16 protein-coding genes are annotated in these 20883 nt (G+C 72.0%); 6 read left to right on the forward strand and 10 right to left on the reverse strand.

Going from position 1 to position 20883, the window contains the following annotated elements:
- Positions 1-19 precede the first annotated feature (19 nt).
- Positions 20-892 (reverse strand): glucose-1-phosphate thymidylyltransferase RfbA, encoded by an 873-nt coding sequence (rfbA, locus tag AC4OXY_RS38245; RefSeq protein ID WP_491991939.1) that lies wholly within the window; start codon positions 890-892, stop codon positions 20-22.
- 264 nt (positions 893-1156) lie between these two features.
- Between rfbA and AC4OXY_RS38250 the strand changes: the two genes are divergently transcribed.
- From AC4OXY_RS38250 to rfbH, 3 genes are read left to right on the forward strand one after another with little or no spacing between them, the layout of a single operon-like run.
- Entirely contained in the window at positions 1157-2215 is a 1059-nt protein-coding gene (locus AC4OXY_RS38250; protein WP_491991940.1) for a Gfo/Idh/MocA family protein, read from the forward strand.
- Complete coding sequence (locus AC4OXY_RS38255; RefSeq protein WP_491991941.1) at positions 2212-3240, forward strand: NAD-dependent epimerase/dehydratase family protein; 1029 nt, start codon at positions 2212-2214, stop codon at positions 3238-3240. Before AC4OXY_RS38250 ends, AC4OXY_RS38255 begins: the two co-directional genes overlap by 4 nt.
- A gap of 2 nt (positions 3241-3242) precedes the next feature.
- Positions 3243-4550: a lipopolysaccharide biosynthesis protein RfbH gene (gene rfbH / locus AC4OXY_RS38260; protein WP_491991942.1), complete on the forward strand. Its 1308-nt coding sequence runs from the start codon at positions 3243-3245 to the stop codon at positions 4548-4550.
- A 185-nt stretch (positions 4551-4735) separates the two neighbouring features.
- On the opposite strand, the gene AC4OXY_RS38265 is transcribed toward rfbH, so the two are convergent.
- The 6 genes from AC4OXY_RS38265 to AC4OXY_RS38290 form a co-directional block, all read right to left on the reverse strand.
- A complete protein-coding gene (locus AC4OXY_RS38265; RefSeq protein WP_491991943.1) occupies positions 4736-5062 on the reverse strand; it encodes a DUF6059 family protein in 327 nt (108 codons plus the stop codon).
- Positions 5062-6204, reverse strand: a complete 1143-nt coding sequence (locus tag AC4OXY_RS38270; RefSeq protein WP_491991944.1) for an acyl-CoA dehydrogenase family protein — start codon at positions 6202-6204, stop codon at positions 5062-5064. The genes AC4OXY_RS38265 and AC4OXY_RS38270 overlap by 1 nt, the downstream gene beginning before the upstream one ends.
- A gap of 33 nt (positions 6205-6237) precedes the next feature.
- Positions 6238-6537 (reverse strand): acyl carrier protein, encoded by a 300-nt coding sequence (locus tag AC4OXY_RS38275; RefSeq protein ID WP_491991945.1) that lies wholly within the window; start codon positions 6535-6537, stop codon positions 6238-6240.
- 26 nt (positions 6538-6563) lie between these two features.
- Positions 6564-8180: an amino acid adenylation domain-containing protein gene (locus AC4OXY_RS38280; protein ID WP_491991946.1), complete on the reverse strand. Its 1617-nt coding sequence runs from the start codon at positions 8178-8180 to the stop codon at positions 6564-6566.
- Between the two features lie 128 nt (positions 8181-8308).
- Complete coding sequence (locus AC4OXY_RS38285) at positions 8309-10063, reverse strand: 3-hydroxyacyl-CoA dehydrogenase family protein (protein ID WP_491991947.1); 1755 nt, start codon at positions 10061-10063, stop codon at positions 8309-8311.
- Entirely contained in the window at positions 10060-11088 is a 1029-nt protein-coding gene (locus tag AC4OXY_RS38290; RefSeq protein ID WP_491994704.1) for a 3-oxoacyl-ACP synthase III family protein, read from the reverse strand. The genes AC4OXY_RS38285 and AC4OXY_RS38290 overlap by 4 nt, the downstream gene beginning before the upstream one ends.
- Before the next feature lie 229 nt (positions 11089-11317).
- Here AC4OXY_RS38290 and AC4OXY_RS38295 point away from each other — a divergent pair, with 229 nt between their 5' ends.
- Complete coding sequence (locus AC4OXY_RS38295; protein ID WP_491991948.1) at positions 11318-14260, forward strand: AAA family ATPase; 2943 nt, start codon at positions 11318-11320, stop codon at positions 14258-14260.
- A 168-nt stretch (positions 14261-14428) separates the two neighbouring features.
- Entirely contained in the window at positions 14429-15463 is a 1035-nt protein-coding gene (locus AC4OXY_RS38300) for a 3-oxoacyl-ACP synthase III family protein (protein WP_491991949.1), read from the forward strand.
- A gap of 16 nt (positions 15464-15479) precedes the next feature.
- Here the strand turns inward: AC4OXY_RS38300 and AC4OXY_RS38305 are convergent, their stop codons facing one another.
- Complete coding sequence (locus AC4OXY_RS38305) at positions 15480-16478, reverse strand: hypothetical protein (RefSeq protein ID WP_491991950.1); 999 nt, start codon at positions 16476-16478, stop codon at positions 15480-15482.
- A gap of 1013 nt (positions 16479-17491) precedes the next feature.
- Here AC4OXY_RS38305 and ccrA point away from each other — a divergent pair.
- Complete coding sequence (gene ccrA, locus AC4OXY_RS38310; RefSeq protein WP_491991951.1) at positions 17492-18868, forward strand: crotonyl-CoA carboxylase/reductase; 1377 nt, start codon at positions 17492-17494, stop codon at positions 18866-18868.
- 42 nt (positions 18869-18910) lie between these two features.
- On the opposite strand, the gene AC4OXY_RS38315 is transcribed toward ccrA, so the two are convergent.
- Together AC4OXY_RS38315 and AC4OXY_RS38320 are read right to left on the reverse strand one after the other, a co-directional pair.
- On the reverse strand, positions 18911-19573 hold the full coding sequence (locus AC4OXY_RS38315; RefSeq protein ID WP_208030614.1) for a response regulator: 663 nt from the start codon (positions 19571-19573) through the stop codon (positions 18911-18913).
- Positions 19570-20841, reverse strand: a complete 1272-nt coding sequence (locus AC4OXY_RS38320) for a sensor histidine kinase (RefSeq protein ID WP_491991952.1) — start codon at positions 20839-20841, stop codon at positions 19570-19572. Before AC4OXY_RS38320 ends, AC4OXY_RS38315 begins: the two co-directional genes overlap by 4 nt.
- Positions 20842-20883 lie beyond the last annotated feature (42 nt).

Raw genomic sequence — 20883 nt, forward strand, 5'->3', positions numbered from 1 at the left:
GTGCCGCTCCTTGTCCTTGTCATGTCTCTCCTTTGGCGATGTCCCTCAGGTAGGCGCCGTAGTCGGAGGCGCCGATCTCCACGCCGAGCCGGTAGCAGTCCTCGGCGTCGATGAACCCCACGCGGTAGGCGATCTCCTCCACGCACGCGATGCGCGTCCCCTGGCGCTGCTCCAGGACCTGCACGTACTGGCTGGCCAGCAGCAGCGAGTCGTGCGTCCCCGTGTCGAGCCACGCGAAGCCCCGGCCGAGGTTGACCAGGCGGGCCTTGCCGCGCTCCAGGTAGACGCGGTTGACGTCGGTGATCTCCAGTTCGCCCCGGGCCGAGGGCTGCAGGTTCTTCGCGATGTCCACGACGTCGTTGTCGTAGAGGTACAGCCCGGTGACGGCCAGGTTCGAACGGGGGCGGGCCGGCTTCTCCTCCAGCTCCAGCAGCGTGCCCTCGGCGTCCACCACACCGACGCCGTACCGCTCGGGATCCGAGACCGCGTATCCGAAGAGTACGCAGCCGTCGATCTCCTGCACGTTGCGGCGCAGCAGCGGTGAGAAGTTGGGCCCGTGGAAGATGTTGTCGCCCAGGATCAGCGCCACCGGATCGGTGCCGATGTGCTCGGAGCCGATGGTGAACGCCTCGGCGATGCCGTCGGGGGACGGCTGGACCGCGTAGTCGATCTGCATGCCGAGCCGTGATCCGTCTCCCAGGAGATGACGGAACAGGTCGATGTTTTCGGGGTTCGAAATGACCAGGACTTCCCGGATTCCGGCCAGCATGAGAACGGAAAGCGGGTAATAGACCATGGGTTTGTTGTAAACGGGAAGCAGCTGCTTGGACACGGCGCGTGTCAACGGGTGAAGCCGAGTGCCGCTTCCGCCGGCGAGCAGGATGCCTTTCATTGCCGTGAAAGTACCGGTGGCCCTGCACCCGGTCGAGTATTGGGCACAGTAATAGGGGGCGGCACGAAATTTCCGGGAGCACTTAGGGGACGATGGCCACCGGTAGGGGGTTGAACGGCCCGTCGGCACGGGCGTTGACTTCTCGGCGGTCGGCCCGAGATTTCCGGATCACCTCCGGCACCGCCCTTCGGCACGCGTGCCGGCGGCGCCGTTCGGCGGGCCCGGGCCGTCCGTGTCCCCCGCACACCGAGGAGAACTGGACCGATGACCGCCGCTGCCCAGGACCGCATCGTCGGCGGCACCCCACACCACGGCAGGATCCGCGTCGGGGTGCTGGGCACTTCCGAGTTCGCCCGCCGCCGCATGATGGCGGCGATCCGCGGGCACCCCGACGCCGAACTCGCCGCCGTCGCCAGCCGCGACCCGGCGCGGGCCGCGCGCGCGGCCGCCCAGCACGGCTGCGCGGCCGCCGCCGACTACGGGGAGCTGCTGGCCCGCGACGACATCGACGCGGTGTACCTTCCGCTGCCCAACGCGCTGCATCACGAATGGGCGCTGGCCGCGATGGAGAGCGGCAAGCACGTGCTGGCCGAGAAACCGCTGACGACGTCGGCCGCCGACACCGCCGAACTGGTACGGGTGGCCGCACGCACCGGACGCGTCCTGCGGGAGAACTTCTGCTTCCTCCACCACGGGCAGCACCGCACTGTGCGCGAACTGCTGCGGGCCGGACGGATTGGGCGCCTGCGCCGCTTCGCCGGAGCCTTCTGCATCCCGCCGCGGCCTGCCGCCGACGTGCGCCACCGGCCCGAACTCGGCGGCGGTGCGCTGCTCGACACGGGCGTGTACCCGATCAGAGCCGCCCAGTTCTTCCTCGGCGACGACCTGTCAGTGACCGGAGCGCTGCTGCGGCAGGACGCCGCGACCGGGGTGGACGTCGGCGGGTCGGCGCTGCTGCGCGCGGCCGGCGGCGAGATCGTCACCGTCGACTTCGGCTTCGAGCACGGCTACGGCTCCCTCTACCAGCTGTGGGGCAGCGAGGGACGGCTCACGCTGGAGCGTGCCTTCACCCCGCCGCCGGACCTCGCCCCGGTGCTGCGCGTCGACGGGCAGGGGGAGCCGGTGCATACCGTGCTGCCGGCCGAGGACCAGTACGCCGCGACGGTGGGCGCCTTCGCCGCGGCCGTGCGCACGGCCCAGGACCTCGGCACGGACCCGGACCGTCAGGCCTGGGCGGCCGCCGCCGTGCGGACCGCGGAACTCGTCGAGGAGATCAGCCGATGCGCCCAGCACATCACGGTGGAGACGAGAGAGCGCGGATGACCACGGCACACCACCCGGCCACCGCGCCGACCGCCGAACCGGGGGCCGGCACGACCGGACCCGTCCCGTCCGTCCTGGTCCTGGGCGGAACCGGATTCCTGGGACGGCACATCTGCGCCGCTTTCGGCGCCACGGGCGCGCGGCTCACCCGGGTGGCCCGCGAGGCGCCCGTCGACGACGGCGGTGACGTCCCGTTCATCCGCGTCGATCTCATGGACGCCACATCGGAGCGGATCGCCGAGATCCTCAGCGCCACCGGGGCCGACATCGTCGTCAACTCCGTCGGTGCCGTCTGGCACGTGGGCGAACGCGAGATGTACGAGGCCAACGCCGAGTTGGTGCGGCGTCTGGTCGCCGCCATGACCTCGGTGCCCGGCCGGCCGCGACTGGTCCACCTCGGCTCGGTCCACGAGTACGGTCCGGTGCCCCGCGGCACCCGCATCAGCGAGGAAGTGCCGACGGCGCCGGACACCGCCTACGGCCGGTCGAAACTGCTCGGCGCCCGGTTGGTGCTGGACGCGGCCGCCGAGGGAACCCTGAACGGCACCGTCCTGCGGATCGCGAACGTTGCCGGGCCGGGCACCCCGCGCGAGAGCCTGCTGGGCATCCTGGCCCGCCGGCTGCGTGAGCGTGCCCGGGCAGCGGCGGGCGAGCCGCCCCCGGTCCTGCGGCTGGCGCCGCTGACGGCGTGGCGGGACTTCGTCGACGTACGCGATGTGGCCGGTGCCGTGGTCGCCGCCGCCCGCGCGGACGTCTGCGGACAGGTGGTCAACATCGGCAGCGGCGAGGCGGTGGAGGTCCGCCAGGTGGTCCGCCGGCTGGTCGCACTGAGCGGTCTGAGTCTGACCGTGGTCGAGGACCAGGACCGCGACGAGCAACGAGGCGACCTGCAGTGGCAGCGGTGCGACGTCTCCCTCGCCCTGCGGCTGCTCGGCTGGCAGCCGCAGCTGAGCCTGGAGCGCTCGCTGCACGACCTTTTGGTGGAAACCGGAGTCGGCGTGCTGACTCGTTCAGGAGGGGCTTGAGCATGGGTGACGTCAAGGCGTTGATTCTCGAAGGGGTCCGCAAGTACCACCAGGAGCGGGAAGGCGTACGGGACTTCGTCCCCGGCGTCACCGAGATCTGGCCCTCCGGCGCGGTGCTGGACGAGGAGGACCGGCTGGCGCTGGTGGAGTCCGCGCTGGACCTGCGGATCGCGGCGGGCACCCGTTCCCGGAAGTTCGAGTCGGAGTTCGCCCGCAAGCTCAAGCGGCGCAAGGCCCATCTCACCAACTCGGGCTCGTCGGCCAACCTGCTCGCGCTGTCCGCGCTCACCTCACCCGTGCTCGAGGACCGCCGGCTGCGCCCCGGCGACGAAGTGGTCACCGTGGCCGCCGGCTTCCCCACGACCGTGAACCCCATCCTGCAGAACGGGCTCGTGCCCGTCTTCGTCGACGTGGACCTGCGCACGTACAACACCACAGCGGACCGGGTGGCGCGGGCGATCGGCCCCAAGACCCGGGCCATCATGATCGCGCACGCGCTCGGCAACCCCTTCGAGGCGTCCGAGATCGCTCAACTCGCCGAGGACCACGGCCTCTTCCTGATCGAGGACAACTGCGACGCGGTGGGCTCCACCTACGACGGCCGGCTGACCGGATCCTTCGGTGACCTGTCCACCGTGAGCTTCTACCCGGCCCACCACCTCACGATGGGCGAGGGCGGGTGCGTGCTGACGTCCAACCTGGCGCTGGCCCGCATCGTGGAGTCGCTGCGCGACTGGGGCAGGGACTGCTGGTGCGAGCCGGGTGAGAGCAACAAGTGCCTGAAGCGGTTCGGCTTTCAGATGGGGGAGCTCCCGGACGGCTACGACCACAAGTACATCTTCTCGCACCTCGGTTACAACCTGAAGGCCACCGATCTCCAGGCGGCGCTGGGACTGAGCCAGCTCTCCCGGCTCGACGAGTTCGTCGCCGCCCGGCGGGAGAACTGGCGACGGCTGCGGGAGGGCCTGGACGGGGTGCCGTGGCTGCTGCTGCCCGAACCCACCCCGCGCAGCGAACCCAGCTGGTTCGGCTTCGCCCTCACCGTCGATCCGCAGGCGCCCTTCAGCCGGGCGGAGCTGACCGAGTTCCTGGAAGCACGCAGGATCGGCACCCGCAGGCTGTTCGCGGGCAACCTGACCAGGCAGCCGGCGTACGTGGACCAGTCCTACCGCGTCTCGGGAGAACTGACCAACAGCGACATCATCACCCGGCAGACCCTGTGGGTGGGCGTGTACCCGGCGCTCACCCACGAAATGCTCGACTACGTGGTCGCCTCCATCCGGCAGTTCGTCGAGTCCCCCCGCCGATGACGGCGTCGGTGCACCCCGGAGCGCGCAGTGTGGCCGGGAGGTACGACGAGGGGCCGGGAACCGCGACAGGACGGTTCCCGGCCCCTCGGTACGAGCAGCACGCCGACGGTACGAGCAGCACGCCGAAGCCGGCAGGGAGGGGCGGCACCGCGCGGCGGCCGGGAGCTACACGGTGCCGCGGCGGCTCACGCCCGACCGCCGGCGACCGGCGGATTGCCCGGGTGCTCGTCGTCGACCGCCCACAGCTGCCGCTGCAGGGCCAGCTCCAGCGTGGTCAGCGGTATGTCGGGACAGAGCCGTTCGGGGTGGTACAGCGCGGGCCCGCCGGGGTCCCGTTTCACCCGCACCGGCGTCCGGGCCCGGCCGTCGTCCGCCAGGGGGGCCGGGACGGGAACCCAGAGCAGGCCGAACTGGGTGAGTGTGCGCCCCAGCAGGCGCAGGCAGCGCAGCGCCAGCCGGCCGGCCCCGCGGGCGTACCGGGCGGCGTCCGAGGGCCGCGGCGGTGTGCTCATCACAGCCCCGCCTTCCGGACGAGGATCTCCCGCTGCATCTCCGTGGTCCCGGAGAAGATCGCTGCGGGCACGGAGTCCCGCAGGTTGCGTTCGATCCCCGTGGCCGCCAGGTAGCCGCTGCCGCCGAAGACCTGCACGGCGTCGAGGCTGTTGGCGACCGCGGCCTCGGACACGGCCGTCTTGGCCAGCGCCGCGGCGGCGACCTGTTCCTCGCGGTCCCGGTCCAGCAGCCAGCAGGCCCGGTACAGCAGCCAGCGGGCGCCCTCCAGGCGCTGGCGCATGGCCGCCAGACGGTGCGAGACGGCCTGGAACTCGGCGATCGGGTGGCCGAACTGGCGGCGGGTACGGGCGTGTGCCACGCAGCGCTCCAGCTGTTCCTCCATCACGCCCAGGTAGAGCGCCGGCAGACAGGCGCGCTCCCAGCCCATCGAGTACTGGAACACCGCGCTGCCCTGGCCCTCGGCGCCGAGGCGCAGGCGGGCGGGGACCCGGCAGCCGTGGAACTCGACCCGGCCGGCCGCGCAGCCGTGCAGTCCCATCTTGGCCATCGGGGCACTGACGGTGACGCCGGGCAGGTCCCGGGGCACGGCGAACGCGCTGATCCCGAGGAACCCCAGGGAGGGATCCGTGGTCGCGTAGGTGACGAACAGGTCCGCGATGGGCGCGTTGCTGGCGAAGGACTTGACCCCGTCGAGCACGTAGGCGTCGCCGTCGAGGACCGCGGTGGTGGCGAGACGGCCCACATCGGAGCCGGCCTCGTCCTCGGTCATGGCGTTGGCGGCGATCAGCTCGGCCGAACTCAGCCCCGGCAGCAGGTCCTTGCGGGCGGCGTCGGAAGCGAAGGCGCTGACCGGCACGGCGCAGGCGAGCAGATGGGCGGCCAGTGCGAACACCAGTCCGGTGTCGGCGCAGCCCGCACCGAAAGCCTCCAGACGCAACGCCGTGTCCAGGGCGCCGAGGCCGCCGCCGCCGAACTCGCGGGGCAGGCACAGCCCGGCCATACCCAGCCCGGCGGCCGAGCGCCAGGCGTCTCGGTCGCGGTACTCCGCCGGCGCGGCGGCGGCTTCGTCGAACAGGTCGCGGGCTGCCTCCCGCAGGGCCGCGCACGCCTTGTGCTGGTCGTCGGTGAGATCGAAGTCCATTGGCGGTGATCCGTCCCTTGAACGGTCAAAGGCTCAGTCGGTGGTGACCGCGGGGGACCGCGCCTCGGACAGCTCGCACACGAGAGCCGAGATCTGGTTGACGTCCTTGAAGTTCCCGCCGCTCATCTTCTCGAAGGGCACGGTCACGCCCAGTTCGACACGGAGGAAGTTGAGCAGCATCGCGACCTTCAGCGAGTCGAGCACGCCCCACTCCAACAGGGGCGTGGTCTCCTGAAGTTCGCCGTTCGGGTCGCCCGAGAGGAAGCTGTCGCGGATGAAGTCCATCAGCTTCTGCCTGATCTCCGCCTCGGTGGGCGCCGTCTTCTCGGCCATGTCGTCCTGCCTTTCGGTTGGTTGCGTCAGATGATCGCGGCGTGCGCGGGCGCACCGGCCGGGCGGCCGGTGGCAGGGGCGGGGCCGTCGGGGGACGGGGCGGTGAGCCGGTCGGCGAGCGCGGACCGGTCGACCTTGCCGTTCGCGGTGTGCGGCAGCTGCGGGACGAACTCGATGCTGTCGGCGATCATGTACGGCGGAAGCCGCTCGGCGCAGTGCCGCTTGAGGGCGAGCACCCCGGCCGTGGAGTCCGCGGCCAGGACGACGAACGCGGCCAGCCGGGCGCTCAGCCCGGAGCCCGCGACGATCACGGCAGAGTTCTCGACCGCGGGATGGCTGTTGAGCGCGGCCTCGACCTCGCCCAGCTCGACGCGGTGTCCGCGGATCTTGACCATGTGGTCCTGGCGGCCCACGTAATCGAAGGATCCGTCCGGTCTGACCAGCACGATGTCGCCGGTGGCGTAGGGGCCGCGCTGCGGGTCCCGTCCCCAGTAGCCGAGCATGACGGTGGGACCGTCGACATACAGCTCGCCCTCCTCGCCCGGCCGGGCGCGGCCGTCGGCGTTGACCGCCCAGACCGTGTCGCCGCACGACGGCGATCCGATCGGTACGGGACGGTCGCGCGCGAGGTCCTCGGCGACGACTTCGTGGAAGGTGCAGACGTTTGTCTCGGTGGGACCGTACAGGTTCAGCAGCCGGGCCCCGGTCCAGGCGGTGAGCTGGCGCACCCCCGTGACGGGGAACGGTTCGCCCGCGAAGAGCACGGCCCGCAGAGAGGACGGAGCGGGGCGGTCCAGCAGCCCGCCGCCGTGCATCATCAGCATCAGCGCGGACGGCACCGAGTACCAGACGCTGATCTCGTGCTCGTACAGGAACTCGGTCAACTGGATGGGTGCGTAGGCGAGTTCCGCGTCGATGAGATGTACCGACGCGCCCACGGCGAACGCCGCGTACAGATCCAGCACGGACAGGTCGAAGGTGAACGGCGCGTGGCTCGAGAAGCGGTCGTCGGGGCCGGCGGACAGCTCCGCGACGGCCCACTCGACGAATGCGACCGCGTTGCCGTGGCTGATGCACACGCCCTTGGGCGTGCCGGTGGACCCGGAGGTGTACAGGATGTAGGCGAGGTCGCCGGAGCCTGCCGTGCGGCGCCCGGGCGTCTCGCCCGTGGGCTGCGCATGCTCCGCGTCCAGCGCCACGTACGCGGCTCCGGCGGGCAGTTCGGTGGTGACCTCGGCCTCGCGGGCCTGCGCCGCGCACACCACCCGGGCTTCGCAGTCGCGGGCCACCAGCGCCATCCGGCCCACCGGGCTTGAGCCGTCCACCGGGACGTAGGCGGCGCCCAGGCGCAGCACCGCCTGCATCGCGACCACGGCGGCGCAGGACTTCGCGGACCAGATCACCACCCGGTCACCGGGGCCCACGCCGCGCGTGGCCAGTGTGTGGGCCAGTGCGTCGGCACGCCGGTCGAGTTCGGCGTAGGTCAGCACGCCGTCCACGGCGACCACCGCCGGGCGGCCGCCGTGTGCCGCGGCTGTGTCGATCACCAGGCGGTGCAGGCCCTGAAAGGCACCGGCCGCATCCGGGGTACCGCGGGCGGGCTGCCCGGTCTCGTTGCGGGATACGCTCGCGTGCCGGCCCATGGCACTCCTCCTCGGGCCCCTCGCCGTGCCGCCGGGGCGTCGTGGACCCCTGTCGGGTCCGGTTTCCACCATCGTGGGCCGCCCGGCTAAAGCACCTCTTGGCTCGGTCTACGGCGGCCCCCGCAGCCTCAGAGCCGTCGGTAGCGGTGGAACCCGCGTCCGCTCTTGCGCCCCAGGTGCCCGGCGGCCACCAGGTCCTCCAGCGGCCGGGCGGGGGCCAGCGAGGGCTCGCGCGAGGCCCGGTGCAACCCGCGCTGGATGTGCAGCGACACGTCCAGGCCGATGGTGTCGAGCAGCGCCAGCGGGCCCATGGGGTATCCGCAGCCCGCCGTCATCACGGCATCCAGGTCGCCGGCCGGGGCCCGGTGCTCCTCCAGCAGCCGTACGGTGTCGTTGAGGTACGGGAAGAGCAGCGCGTTGACGAGGAAACCGGGCCGGTCCGCGACCTCCACCGGGTGCTTCCCGAGCCGGCCGCAGATCGCGCGGGCGGTGGCCGACGCGTCCGGAGCCGTCAGCACTGTGCCGACCACCTCCACCAGGCGCATCACTGGCGCCGGGTTGAAGAAGTGCAGGCCGAGGACGTCCTCGGGACGTGCTGTGGCGGTGGCGCACTCCACGACGGGCAGGCTCGACGTGGTCGTGGCGAGCACGGCACCCGGTCGGCACACCGCGTCCAGCCGTCCGAACACCTCGCGTTTGACGGACAGTTCCTCAGCGACGGCCTCGACCACCAGGTCGCACCCGGCCACCGACTCGATGTGGGCGCAGCCCCGCAGCCGCTCCTGCGCGGCCCGCGCGTCGTCGGACGAGACCTTGCCGCGCCGGACGGCGCGGTCCAGTGAGCCCGCCACCCGGTCCAGCGCCCCCTTGGCCCGTACTTCGGTTCGGGCGACCAGCGTCGTGGGCAGCCCGGACCGGGCGAACACCTCGGCGATGCCCGTGGCCATCGTCCCGGAGCCGACCACCCCGACCGCGCCCACCGGGCGGGGCGCGGTGGCGGGACCGGACACGGGGGCGTCGGCCGCGGGTCCCGGCGGATAGCGGTAGAAGCCGCGCCCGGACTTCACGCCGAGCAGCCCGGCGGCGACCATGTGGCCGAGCACCGGTGACGGCAGGAACCGCCGCTCGCCCGTCAGGTCGTACAGCCCCCGCAGGGTGTCCAGGGCGGAGTCGAGGCCGATCCGGTCGAGGTGGGCCAGCGGCCCGAGGGGGAGCCCGCAGCCCAGCCGCATGGCTCCGTCGATGTCGTCCCTGGAGGCGTACCGCCGCTCGTACAGGGCGAGTGCGCCGTTCAGGTAGGCCATCAGCAGCCCGCACGAGAGGAAGCCCGGGCGGTCGACCGCCCGCACCGCGGTCCGGCCCAGGGCGGCGACCAGCCGCTCGGCGTCGCGTACGACGGCGGCCTCGGTGGCGTGCGCGGGGATCACCTCGATGGCGCCGCCGTCGGGCCCGTGGCCGACCGGATGCAGGCCGACGGTCCGTATCAGCAGTCCGGCGGCGGTTCCGACGGCGGCCACCGACAGACTCGTCGTCGTGGCGAACACCGTGTCCGGGCCGCAGCGTTCGGCGGCCGCGCGCAGCACGGCGGCCTTGAGCGCAAGCTGCTCGGGCACGGCCTCCACGACGAGTTCGGTGTCGGCCGGAAGGGCGGTGCCGGTGGTGAAGGCGATCCGGTCCGGGATCGACGGCCCGCCCGCGATGCGGGTGCGGGCGTCGGCCAGCCGCGTGGCGTCCGCCTCCACGGCCGTCACGTGCGCCCCGGCCGCGGCCAGCGCGCGGACCAGCCCGGAGCCGACCGTGCCCAGGCCGATCACCGCGGTTCTCCGGAACGGGAGCCCCGCCCGGTCGGCGGGCGCGTCGGGGGCGGAGTCTGCTGTGGTCATGCCGTGTCCTTCCCAGGGGATGCAGCCGCGCAGGCGTCCCAGCGCAGCGCGACGGAGCCGATGGACATGCCGCCGCCGAAGCCGGACAGGACGACGAGGTCGCCGTCCCCGAAGGCGCCCGACCGGTGAGCCGTGTCGAGGGCCAGCGGGATCGATCCGGCGCTGGTGTTGCCGTGCTCGGCCACGTGCAGATGGACGCGGGCGCGGTGGAGTCCGAGCGTCGGCAGGATCTCGCGGAGGAGTACGCCGTTGGCCTGGTGCGGTATGAAGTGGTCGACCTGCTCGGGGGAGATGCCGCTGCGTGCCAGCAGCTCGCCGACGTTGTCCGGCAGTTCGCGGGCGACCAGGTCGCGCACGGCCCGGCCGTCCATGCGGAAGTGGTGCTGCCCGGAGACGACCGTCTTCTCGGATGCGGGCAGCCGGCTCCCGCCGGCCTCGACGTGGATCAGGCCGTGCTGTGCGCCACGGCTGACCAGGTGCGACCCCAGCATGCCGCGGCCCGCGCGCACCGGCCCGAGGACCGCGGCACCGGCGCCGTCGCCGAAGAGCACGGCGGTGCGCCGGTCAGTCCGGTCGATGATCCGCGAGTAGACGTCGGCGCCGATCACGAGGGCGTGGCCGGGCGCCCCGCCGTCCGGCTCCGCCAGGAGCCGGGCCGCGGCGACCAGGGCGAAGACGAAGCCGCTGCACACGGAGTTGATGTCGAACGCGGCGGCGTTCTCGGCGCCGATCCGGTTCTGCACCAGGCAGGCGGTGGCCGGCTGGGGATGGTCGGGGGTGGAGGTCGCCAGCACCACCCAGGACAGGTCGGCGGCCGATACACCGGCCGCCCGCAGTGCGGCCTCGGCGGCCTGTGCCGCCAGGTCCGACGTGGCCTCGTGGCGGGCCGCGTACCGGCGCTCGCGGATCCCCGCCTTGCGCAGGATCCATTCCTCGGTGACGCTGGCTCGCTCCGCCACCACGCGGTTCGGCACGGTCTCGGCGGGGAGGTACGAACCGGTACCCAGTATTCCTATGCCGTTGATGGCGGGCTCCTGACCGTGCGGGGGGACGGGAACGGGCGAGGCTGCTCGCCATCGTGCTGGGCACGGACCGGTTGGGTAACCCTTGACCACCCCCTAGGCGCCCCTACCGGAACCCGTGCCCCCGCCCCCGGGGCCACCCGTGCGAGCTGCCCGGACGGGACCGCCGGCGGTCGCTCGTGGCCAAGTTCCAAATGCCGTAAGGAACAACGGAGTAGCTGTCCGGCAGCTTGTGGCCAAAGGGTTACCGAGCGGTTCGCGGTGGCGTGCGGCATCTTTGGACATCGCCACGGAAGCGACACAAGGGGGAACCGTTTTGTCATTTCTGCAAAGAGATGAGCAATGGAGGAAGTTGGAGGCGGCACTCGAGGCCTGTCAGAGGGGGGCGGCAGGCGTGGTCCTGGTCGAGGGAGCGGTCGGCTGCGGCAAGACGGAGCTGCTGAGCCGCTTCGCCCACGAGGCCGCGCTGCGCGGGGCCCAGGTGCTGCGCGCCGCCGGCCGTCCCTCGTCCCTCGCCACGCCGCACGGGGTGGTGCGGCAACTGGCGTCCGAGGTGTCGTCGAGACCGCTGTACGCAACCGGTGGCCGCCCGGCCCAGGCCGCTCTCGTCCCCCTCGCCCCCGCGCCGCTCCCCGCACCGCCGTCCGCCGCCGCGGCGCCCGGGCGGGTGCCGCCCGCACCGACACCGCTGGCCGACCGGATACCGCAGCAGCGCTCCGTCCGCCCGGACGACGAGGAAGCCCCCTTCACCGCCGTGGAGTTCAGCGCCGCGCTGCGCACGGCGGCGCAGCACGCACCGCTCGTGGTGTGCGTGGACGACCTGAGATACGTCGACAAGCCATCGCTCGCCCAGCTGCTGCACGCCGCACGGACCCTGCGGGACACTGCCCTGCTGCTCGTGCTCGCCGACGCGCCGCCGGACTGCGCCGAACGGGACCAGGCGCGCACCGAGTTGCTGCGCCACCCCGGCTACATGCGCCTGGTCATCGGCCCACTGACCAAGGCCGGCACTGCCGCGGTACTGGAGCGGACCGGGAGCCCGGCCGACGGGAACACGGTCGCTCGTCTGCACTCCGTCACCGGGGGCAACCCGCTGCTGCTGCGCGCCCTGCTCACGGAGCTGACCGCCCCCGAGCCGGAACACGGAGGCCCCTTCACCCAGGCCGCGCTCACCTGTCTGAACCGCAGCGGTGCGCAGGCCCGTCGTATGGCCGGCGTCCTGGCGGTCTTCAAGGGCGAGACGGACGCCGACACGGCCGCCCGGGTGGCCCGCACCACCACCTCGGCCGCCGCGCGGGCGATGGGCGTCCTCGACGGGTCCGGCCTCACCCGGGACGGCCGGCTGCGCCACCCGGCGCTGGCCGCCGCCATACTCGACGCGACCCCCGGCGCCGAGCGCGCCGAACTGCACGCCCGCGCCGCCCAGGTCCTGCACGAGAACGGTGCGCGTGCCGACCTCGTCGCCCGCCACCTGCTGCTCGCCGCGTCCGAGGACGAGCGGCCCGCCGACCTGATGGCGGGCGACTGGCCGGTCAAGGTGCTGTGCGAGGCCGCCCAGCAGGCCCTGATCGTCTCCGACGACAGCACGCACGCCGCCGAGTGCCTGTCCCTGGCCCGCGTCCTGTGCGCCGACGAGCAGAACGAGTGGGAGGTGGAACTCCGTCAGGCCGCCGCCAGCTGGCGGACGTTCCCCGGCGCCGCCGAGCACCATCTTCGGGCCCCGCTCGCCGCCCTGCGCCGTGGTGCGCTCGGGCCCGCCATGACGGCGCGGCTGGCCAGGCTGCTGGTCTCACAGGGCAGGGTCGAGGAGGCCGCGGAAGCCCTCGGCCATATCGCGGGCCGACAAGCGGGGCCGCGTGAGGACCCGCTGCGGGAGCTGTTCGCACTGCCTCCGGCGCTCGGCCCGGCGGCCGCGGACCCGGACGAGTGCCGCGACGCGACCGCCCGGACGGCCACCGCCCTGCGGGCCGGAGCCGCGCTGTGGACCCACCCGGGCGCGGAGGGCGAGGAGCGGGTCGTCGAACGGCTGCTCAGAGGCACCCCGCTGGCCCAGACCACGTTCGAACCAATCGTTCAGGCGGTCCGCACCCTGATCCACCTCGACCGCCCCGACCGGGCGGTGCACTGGGCCAAGCGCCTGAAGGCCGACGTGCGGCAGCACAGCGCTCCGGCCTGGTGGTCGGCCTTCGGCCTGGTCCAGGCCGAGGGGCTGCTGAGGCTCGGTGACCTTGCCGGTGCCGAGCAGGAGGCGGCCGCCGCGGCCGATGCGGTCACCGACCGGGGCGGCCTCTTCCTGTTCGGCCCGATCGCCGTCCAGGTCACCACCCTCACCGCGATGGGCCGGTACGAAGAGGTCACGCGGCGCCTGCAGTGCCCCGTTCCCGACGAGTTGTTCAACAGCGTCTACGCGCTCGACTTCCTGCGGGCGCGTGGCCTGTACTACCTCGCCACGCATCGCTACCGGGCCGCGCTCGGGGAGTTCCTGGACGTGGGGCGGCTCGCTCAGCGCTGGGGCCTGGATCGGCCCCGGCAACTGGCCTGGCGCACCGACGCCGCCGAGGCGCTGCTGCAACTGGGCGAGCACCGCAGGGCCGAACGGCTCGTGGTGGAGCAACTCGGCCTGCCCGACGCGCGCAGCCCCCGCGTGCGCGGTGTGTCGCTGCGGCTGCGCGCGGCCGTCGCCGAGCCCCGCCAGCGACCCAGGTTGCTCACCTCCGCGGTGGACGAACTGCGCCGCTCCGGCGACCGCATCGAACTCGCCCGCGCCCTGGCCGACCTGGGCCGGGCGCTGCGGCGGTCGGGGGAGGAGAGCCGGGCCGGGATCGTCACCCGGCGGGCGCGGCAGCTGGCGCAGGACTGTGGTGCCCTGCCGCTGTGCGAGCAGGTGTCGCCCAGCCAGCAGGGACGGACGCGGCAGGAGGAGCAGCCCCCGCCGCCGCAGCGCCCGGAGCCCGCCGCGGCGCGCACGGAGCAGCTGAGCGAGTCGGAACGCCGGGTGGCCGCGCTCGCCGGGTACGGCTACACCAACCGGGAGATCGCGGTGCGGCTGTACATCACGGTGAGCACGGTGGAACAGCACCTCACCCGGGTGTACCGCAAGCTCAGCATCACTCGGCGCCAGGATCTGCCGATGGAGCTGCAGTTCGAGCTCATGGAGGACGTCGCCCGGCGCTAGCGCCGGAGTCTGCGGTTGCGGGCTCCGGTCCGCGGCGCCGGCGGTGTGCGGCTCGGGGCAAGCCGTACTTAAGGGCTCCCCGGAAGGATGGGGCGGTTCAGCCGATGCATGCGGCACGGATGCGCCCGGCCGACCCGATCAGTGTGCGGACGCACAAGGAGCCGAGACATGACGAACCCGCCCTTCTTCATCGCAGGGACCGGCGCGGCGCTGCCCGGCAGCCCGGTGTCCAACGACGAGATGGCGCGGGTGCTCGGCGTCAGTCCGCAGTGGATGGAGCTGTTCAGCGGGATCCGCTGCCGGCACCTGTGCTGGGACCCGGCCACCGGCGACCTCACCCATTCGCTGGCGGACCTGTGCGAGGAGGCGGCGGACGCGGCGCTGAACGCCGCCGGGCTCAGCCCCTCGGACCTGGACTTCCTGATCCTCAGCACCTCGACCCCGGACACGCTGCTGCCGACCACCGCCACGGTGGCGGCCGACCGGCTCGGTCTGAAGGGGCTGCCGGTCTATCAGTTACAGGCCGGTTGTTCGGGCGCCGTGCAGGCACTGGAGATGGCCGGTGCGCTGATAGCCGCCGGGCGCCGCACCGGCCTGGTGGTGGGCGGTGATGTCACCGACCGCTTCCTGGACATCAGCAGGAGGCCGGCCGCACTGCCGGGAGACGACGGGGCCGGCTGCCTGCTGCTCGGTGACGCGGCGGGCGCCGCCGCGATCACCGCCGATCCGGTCGGGGCCTGCCTCGCCGTGTCGGGGCTGGTGCACCGCTTCGAGGGACTGGGCCGCGCGCCCGGGCGGATCGTGGACTGGAACGGAGCGGGGCAGGCCGGACCGGGGCGGCGGATGCTCTACGAGGACCACGAGGCCGTGAGGGCATGCGTCCCCGCGCTGGCCGCGGACGTCCTGGACGCGGTGCTGGCCGGCGTGGGCTGGCAGTGGGCCGAGATCAGCTACCTGCTGCCTCCGCAGCTCTCCGGCAGGACGGCGGAGCGGTTCGCCGGGTGCCTCGGCATGGCCGGCCCGCACGAGATCTCATGCGTCGCGGAAACGGGCAATGCGGCCAGCGCGCTGTCACTGCTCCAGCTGGACCGGCTGGCGGCCGAGGCGGAGGAGGGCGACCGGGCGGTCGCCCTCGTCGTCGAGCCCAGCAAGTGGATCGTGGCCGGGTTCGCCCTGGAACGGGTCCGCCCGGCCGCGCGCTAGGAGTCCGTCGAAGGGATCAGGCCGGATCGTCACCCGCGTACTGAACGTACCCGGGTGATCCGGCAACGCGGCGACGCGCCGTGCCGGACGTCGCGGACCTGGGCTGGTCCCAGGGGAACCCCGTGGCACCGGAGCCGTCGGCCTCGGACGTACCCGCGGCACGGGCGTCCAGCAGCCCGTGGAGCATGACGTTCACCCCCGCCTGGAAACGACTGCTGGAGTCCATCTCCTCCATGATCTGGGCGATGTGGCGCCGGCAGGTGCGCACCGACATGCCGAGCCTGCGCGCCACCACCTCGTCCTTGTGTCCCTGGGCCATCAGACGGACGACCGCGCGTTTGAGTTCGTCGGTGATGTGCGGGTCCTCCTGCACGTCGGGCACGAACGGCATCGCGCCGGTCCACATGTGGTCGTAGACACGGCAGAGGAAGGCGACCAGGGCCGGTTCCCGTATGACGACCGCCCCGGGCGGTCCGTCCTCCAGCTGTTGTTCGGGGATGAAGACCACCTCCCGATCGTAGATGATCATGCGGTCGATCAGTTCGTCCGTGGTCCGCACGGTGGCGCCCTCGGCCGTCACGGCGCGTACGTAGTCCGTGGTCGCCGGATCGCTGCGGACCGTGTGCTGGTAGAGGTGCTTGAGCCGGACGCCTCTGCGAAGCCGCTCGATCGCGAGCCGCTGGGCCTCCTCCAGGGCGACCGAGGGCCGGCTCCCGCCGGGCTGCGCGGTGAGCAGTTCGCTGCGGCAGCGGGCGCCGTGGTCATCGAGAATGGCCTGCAGATCCCGGCGATCGTGGATCACGTCGAAGGCCTCGATCCCGCGCCGGCGGCGCCGGCTCTCGAAGTAGTCCGGCAGCAGCGCCAGCAGGCCACCGCGTGCCTGGGCGACCTGCTCCTGGAGGTCTCGGATCTCGGCCTCCGCCGGTCCCACCAGGCTGACCGCCGCGACGTCCGGGCTGAGCGGCGTGGGTGTGTCGGCGGAACTCGGATTGCGCCGCAGCAGATGGACCGACACAAGCGTCTCTTCGATTTCGGCCGCCGCGGACTCGGTGATTCCCAGGGCCGCCGCCACCTGTGTCCGGTCGTATCGTCCCTGGACAACCGCGTGCCGGTATGCGGCGGCAGCCGACTCGTTCAACTTGGTTGAGCCGAACGGTGTTTTGGACCCGTACAGCGTCATTCTCCACCCCCGTGTTGAATAGTTCAACCATACGCCGGAGACGCCGACGGCACAGTGCTTTGATCCACGTGTTCGAGGAGCGAGGGTGATCAGTGCCCCTATATTCGTGTTGCGGCAATTATCCGGATGCTGGGGTCACCTCCCCGGGGCGTAGGGGTGGGTGGTCCTGGCTGCGGACCCTTCATCGCCGGATGGAGAAGACCCACTGGGGGGCGTGTTTTCGCGCATCTCCTGCCCGGCGGCGCTGCCGGTCGCGGTGGATCACCTGCCGGATCACTGGCACGCGTCCATTGCCCGGAACCCCTGAAAGGTCAGCGCGTCGCTAATCGCGCTGGAAAGAGTCCCCCCGGTCGGCAAGAATCCTCCGCATCGGTGGGTTCCAGCCGGAATGCGCCGAAGGTGCGACTCGCCACAAAGCGGAGGCAAAAATTGTACATGACTTGCGCCAAAAGAGTCCTTGATCCGTCGATCGGTGGGGCTGCAATTCCGGTCCCCGGCCTTTTGGGTGTCGCCGCCACGGACGGCGACATGGCCAAAGCCGGCCGGCCCGTGGTGGCGCGCACCCCGGCCTCTCGCATCATGTTCCCGGCCGGAGACGACCGTTGGGAGCGCGCCCGCTGAAGACGACGCCGGTGGCCGGTGGTTGCCCTGCGCGGAAGGCCGTACACGTGGCGCCTTCTGCGAACCGCCCGGCCTGGAGAAGGCTTTGCCGGCTCTTCCGTCGTCTTCCGGGCCCCTATCAAGGCCCCTGTTCCGTGGCGCTGACCCCCACACGGCGCCCATGACGGGCACGGCGGTGCTCGCCGCGGGTTTGAGTGGACCGTCATTCCGACCGGCTGGAGGCCACTGTGAAGCACATCCTCGATGCGATCGAGGCGTCGACCGCACCAGGCGGCGGTGCCGTCACCGCCGCGGACTTCGCGTCCTTGCCGTTGCCCGGTTCGTACCGCGCGGTCACCGTGCACCGGGACGAGGCCGACATTTTCGCCGGGATACCGGGGCCGGAGCGGGACTCTCGCAAGTCGCTGCACGTGGAGGACGTCCCGGTGCCCGAGCTGGGCCCGGGCGAGGCCCTGGTGGCAGTCATGGCCTCCTCGGTCAACTACAACACCGTATGGAGCTCGATCTTCGAGCCGCTGTCGACCTTCGGGTTCCTGGAACGCTACGGCCGTCTCAGCGAGCTGGCCAAACGCCACAATCTCCCCTACCACATCATCGGCTCCGACCTCGCGGGCGTCGTGCTGCGCACCGGCATAGGGGTGAACAACTGGAAGCCGGGGGACCGGGTGGTCGCGCACTGCCTGTCGGTGGAGCTGGAGTCTCCCGACGGCCACGACGACACGATGCTCGACCCCGAGCAGCGCATCTGGGGCTTTGAGACCAACTTCGGTGGTCTGGCGCAGCTCGCACTGGTCAAGTCGAACCAGCTGATGCCCAAACCGCAGCACCTGAGCTGGGAGGAGGCCGCGGCCTCGGGCCTGGTCAACTCGACGGCCTACCGGCAGCTGGTGTCCCGCAACGGTGCCCAGATGAAGCAGGGGGACAACATCCTGATCTGGGGTGCGAGCGGTGGCCTCGGTTCGTACGCGACGCAATACGCGCTCGCCGGCGGCGCCAACCCGGTCTGCGTCGTCTCCTCACCGGAGAAGGCGGACGTCTGCCGCTCCATGGGCGCCGAGGCGATCATCGACCGCGGGGCCGAGGACTACCGATTCTGGAAGGACGAGCAGACCCAAGACCCAAGGGAGTGGAAGCGCTTCGGCAAGCGCATCCGGGAGCTGACCGGCGGCGAGGACGTGGACATCGTCTTCGAGCACCCGGGACGCGAGACCTTCGGGGCGTCGGTGTTCGTGACGAGGAAGGGCGGCACGGTCGTCACCTGTGCCTCGACGTCGGGCTACCGGCACGAGTACGACAACCGCTACCTGTGGATGTCGCTCAAGCGGATCGTCGGTTCCCACTTCGCCAACTACCGTGAGGCCTGGGAGGCCAACCGGCTCATCGCGAAGGGCCGGATCCACCCCACGCTGTCGAAGGTGTACTCCCTGGAGGACACCGGCCAGGCAGCCTACGAGGTGCACCGCAACCTCCATCAGGGCAAGGTCGGTGTGCTGTGCCTGGCCCCCGAGGAGGGTCTGGGCGTGACCGACCCCGCTCTGCGTGAGAAGCACCTGGGCGCGATCAACCGCTTCCGCGGCAGGGGCACCCGGCCGGGGCCGTCCTGACCCGAGGACTGGTGGGCCCCTCCGGCCCGCCGCCTGCGTGAGTCAGCCGGACGCGAGCCCCGCCTCGTACCCGAGCAGGCCGGCCTGGGTGCGGTTGTCACAGTCCAGCTTCACCAGTAGGCGGGACACATAACCCTTCACCGTGGGCTCGGTGAGGTGCAGTGCCTTGGCGATCTGGGCGTTCGACATGCCTTTGCTCAGGCACGACAGTACTTCCCGCTCCCGCTTGGTGAGTTCGCTCAGCAGGCCCTGGCCGCGCTCCCGCGTGGCATGCCGGCCGGACACGCCGGCCACCAGCCTGCGCGTGGCGGCCGGTGACAGCACCGTGTGCCCGTCGGCCGCGACCCGCACAAGGTTGATCAGGTCCTCGGGCGGAGTGGACTTCAGCAGAAATCCGGCTGCACCGGCACGCAAGGCGCGCATCACATGGTGGTCCGCGTCGAACGTGGTGAGCACGACGATCACCGGCGGTTCGCGGAACGTACTGATCCGCTCGATCGCGGACAGTCCGTCGACGCCGGGCATCCGCAGGTCCATGAGGACCACGTCGGGTCGGAACCGCACCACCGACTCCACCGCGGCCGCTCCGTCGTGGGCCTGATCGACAACCTCCAGATCGTCCGCCGAGCCGAGGATCGTGCGCAGATGCGCGCAGACCATGGGTTCGTCGTCGACCAGGAGTACCCGGATCGGCTCACCGCTCATTCCAAGGGCTCCAAGCTGTCGGCTGTGGCAACGTACGACGGGAGCGCCGCCCGGACGCAGAAACCGCCGTCGTCCTGCGGTCCCGCCTCCAGGGTCCCGCGGATCAGCTCGACTCGGTGGGTGAGTCCGAGAAGTCCCGTTCCCGATCCGGCCGCCGACAGCCGGGCGTCGACGGCCCGCGTCGGTGCCGTGTTGCTGACGACCAGACGTATGCCGTCGTTGCGGCAGCGCACCAGCACCCGGACTCGGGCGCCTGGCGCGTGCTTGCGGACGTTGGTGAGGGCTTCCTGGACGATGCGGTAGGCGGTGCGGCTGACCACCGGCGAGGCGAGCGCGGGGGCCCCCTCGGTGATCAGCTCAACGGGAACCCCCACCGACTCCGACTCCTCGACCAGCGGCAGCAGATCGGGAACGGCCGGACTCAAGGAGTCCTCGTCCCCCTCCCGGTCCTCCTCCGGAGTGTTCGCCGTCCTGCGCAGCAGGCCGACCACGTCACGCAGTTCCTCAAGAGCCTGACAGCCGTCCGCACGCAGCCGCTCGGCTGCGGCCCGGGTGGCCTCATCGGACGCGGTGACCCACAGCGCGCCCGCCTGCACGACCATGAGGCTGACCCGGTGGCTCACCACGTCGTGCATCTCCGCGGCCAGCCGGGCCCGCTCCTCGGCGCGCGCCCGCTCGGCGCGCTCGGTCAGACCGCGCAGCTCGCGGCGCCGTGCGGAGACGTACATGCCTAGGAGTGTGCCCCCGACGATGAAGACGGCACTGCGGAACGCCAGGCCCGCGGAGGCCGACTGGCCCATGGAACGAGCCTCCGCGGCTTCCGGCGTGGTCGCGCTGGCGTGCACGTGCCGCAGGGCCGGGAGCGCCAGCAGGACCAGGGCGAGGAGCGCCACCACCGGAGCCCAACTGGCCAGCCGCTGCCGTGCGTAGGCCATGACGGCGTAGGCGGCGAACGGTGCCGTGGGCTGCCACAGCGGCACACGGTAGACGTCGGCGTCCGGCCGGATCACGGTTCCGGGGCATACGTACTCCAGGCACAGCAGCGACGCGGTCATGCCCGCCGCAGCCCACGCGACGGCGACGGGCGCGCGCCGGCGCAGGAGGAGCGACAGCCCGCCGAGTGTCAGCACGGTGGTCGTCGCACCGCCGACCGGCTGCAGGAGGGAGGAGGAGCCCTCGGTCAGGACGAGGCTCAGGACGAAGGCGCTCATCACCGCCAACGCATCGAAGACGACGCCGCGTTCCGGCAGAGCCACATGGCGTTTCACGCGGTCACTCTACGAGCGCACGACGCCGGAGTCAGCGGCCGG

This window comes from Streptomyces sp. HUAS MG56 (genome assembly GCF_058673395.1).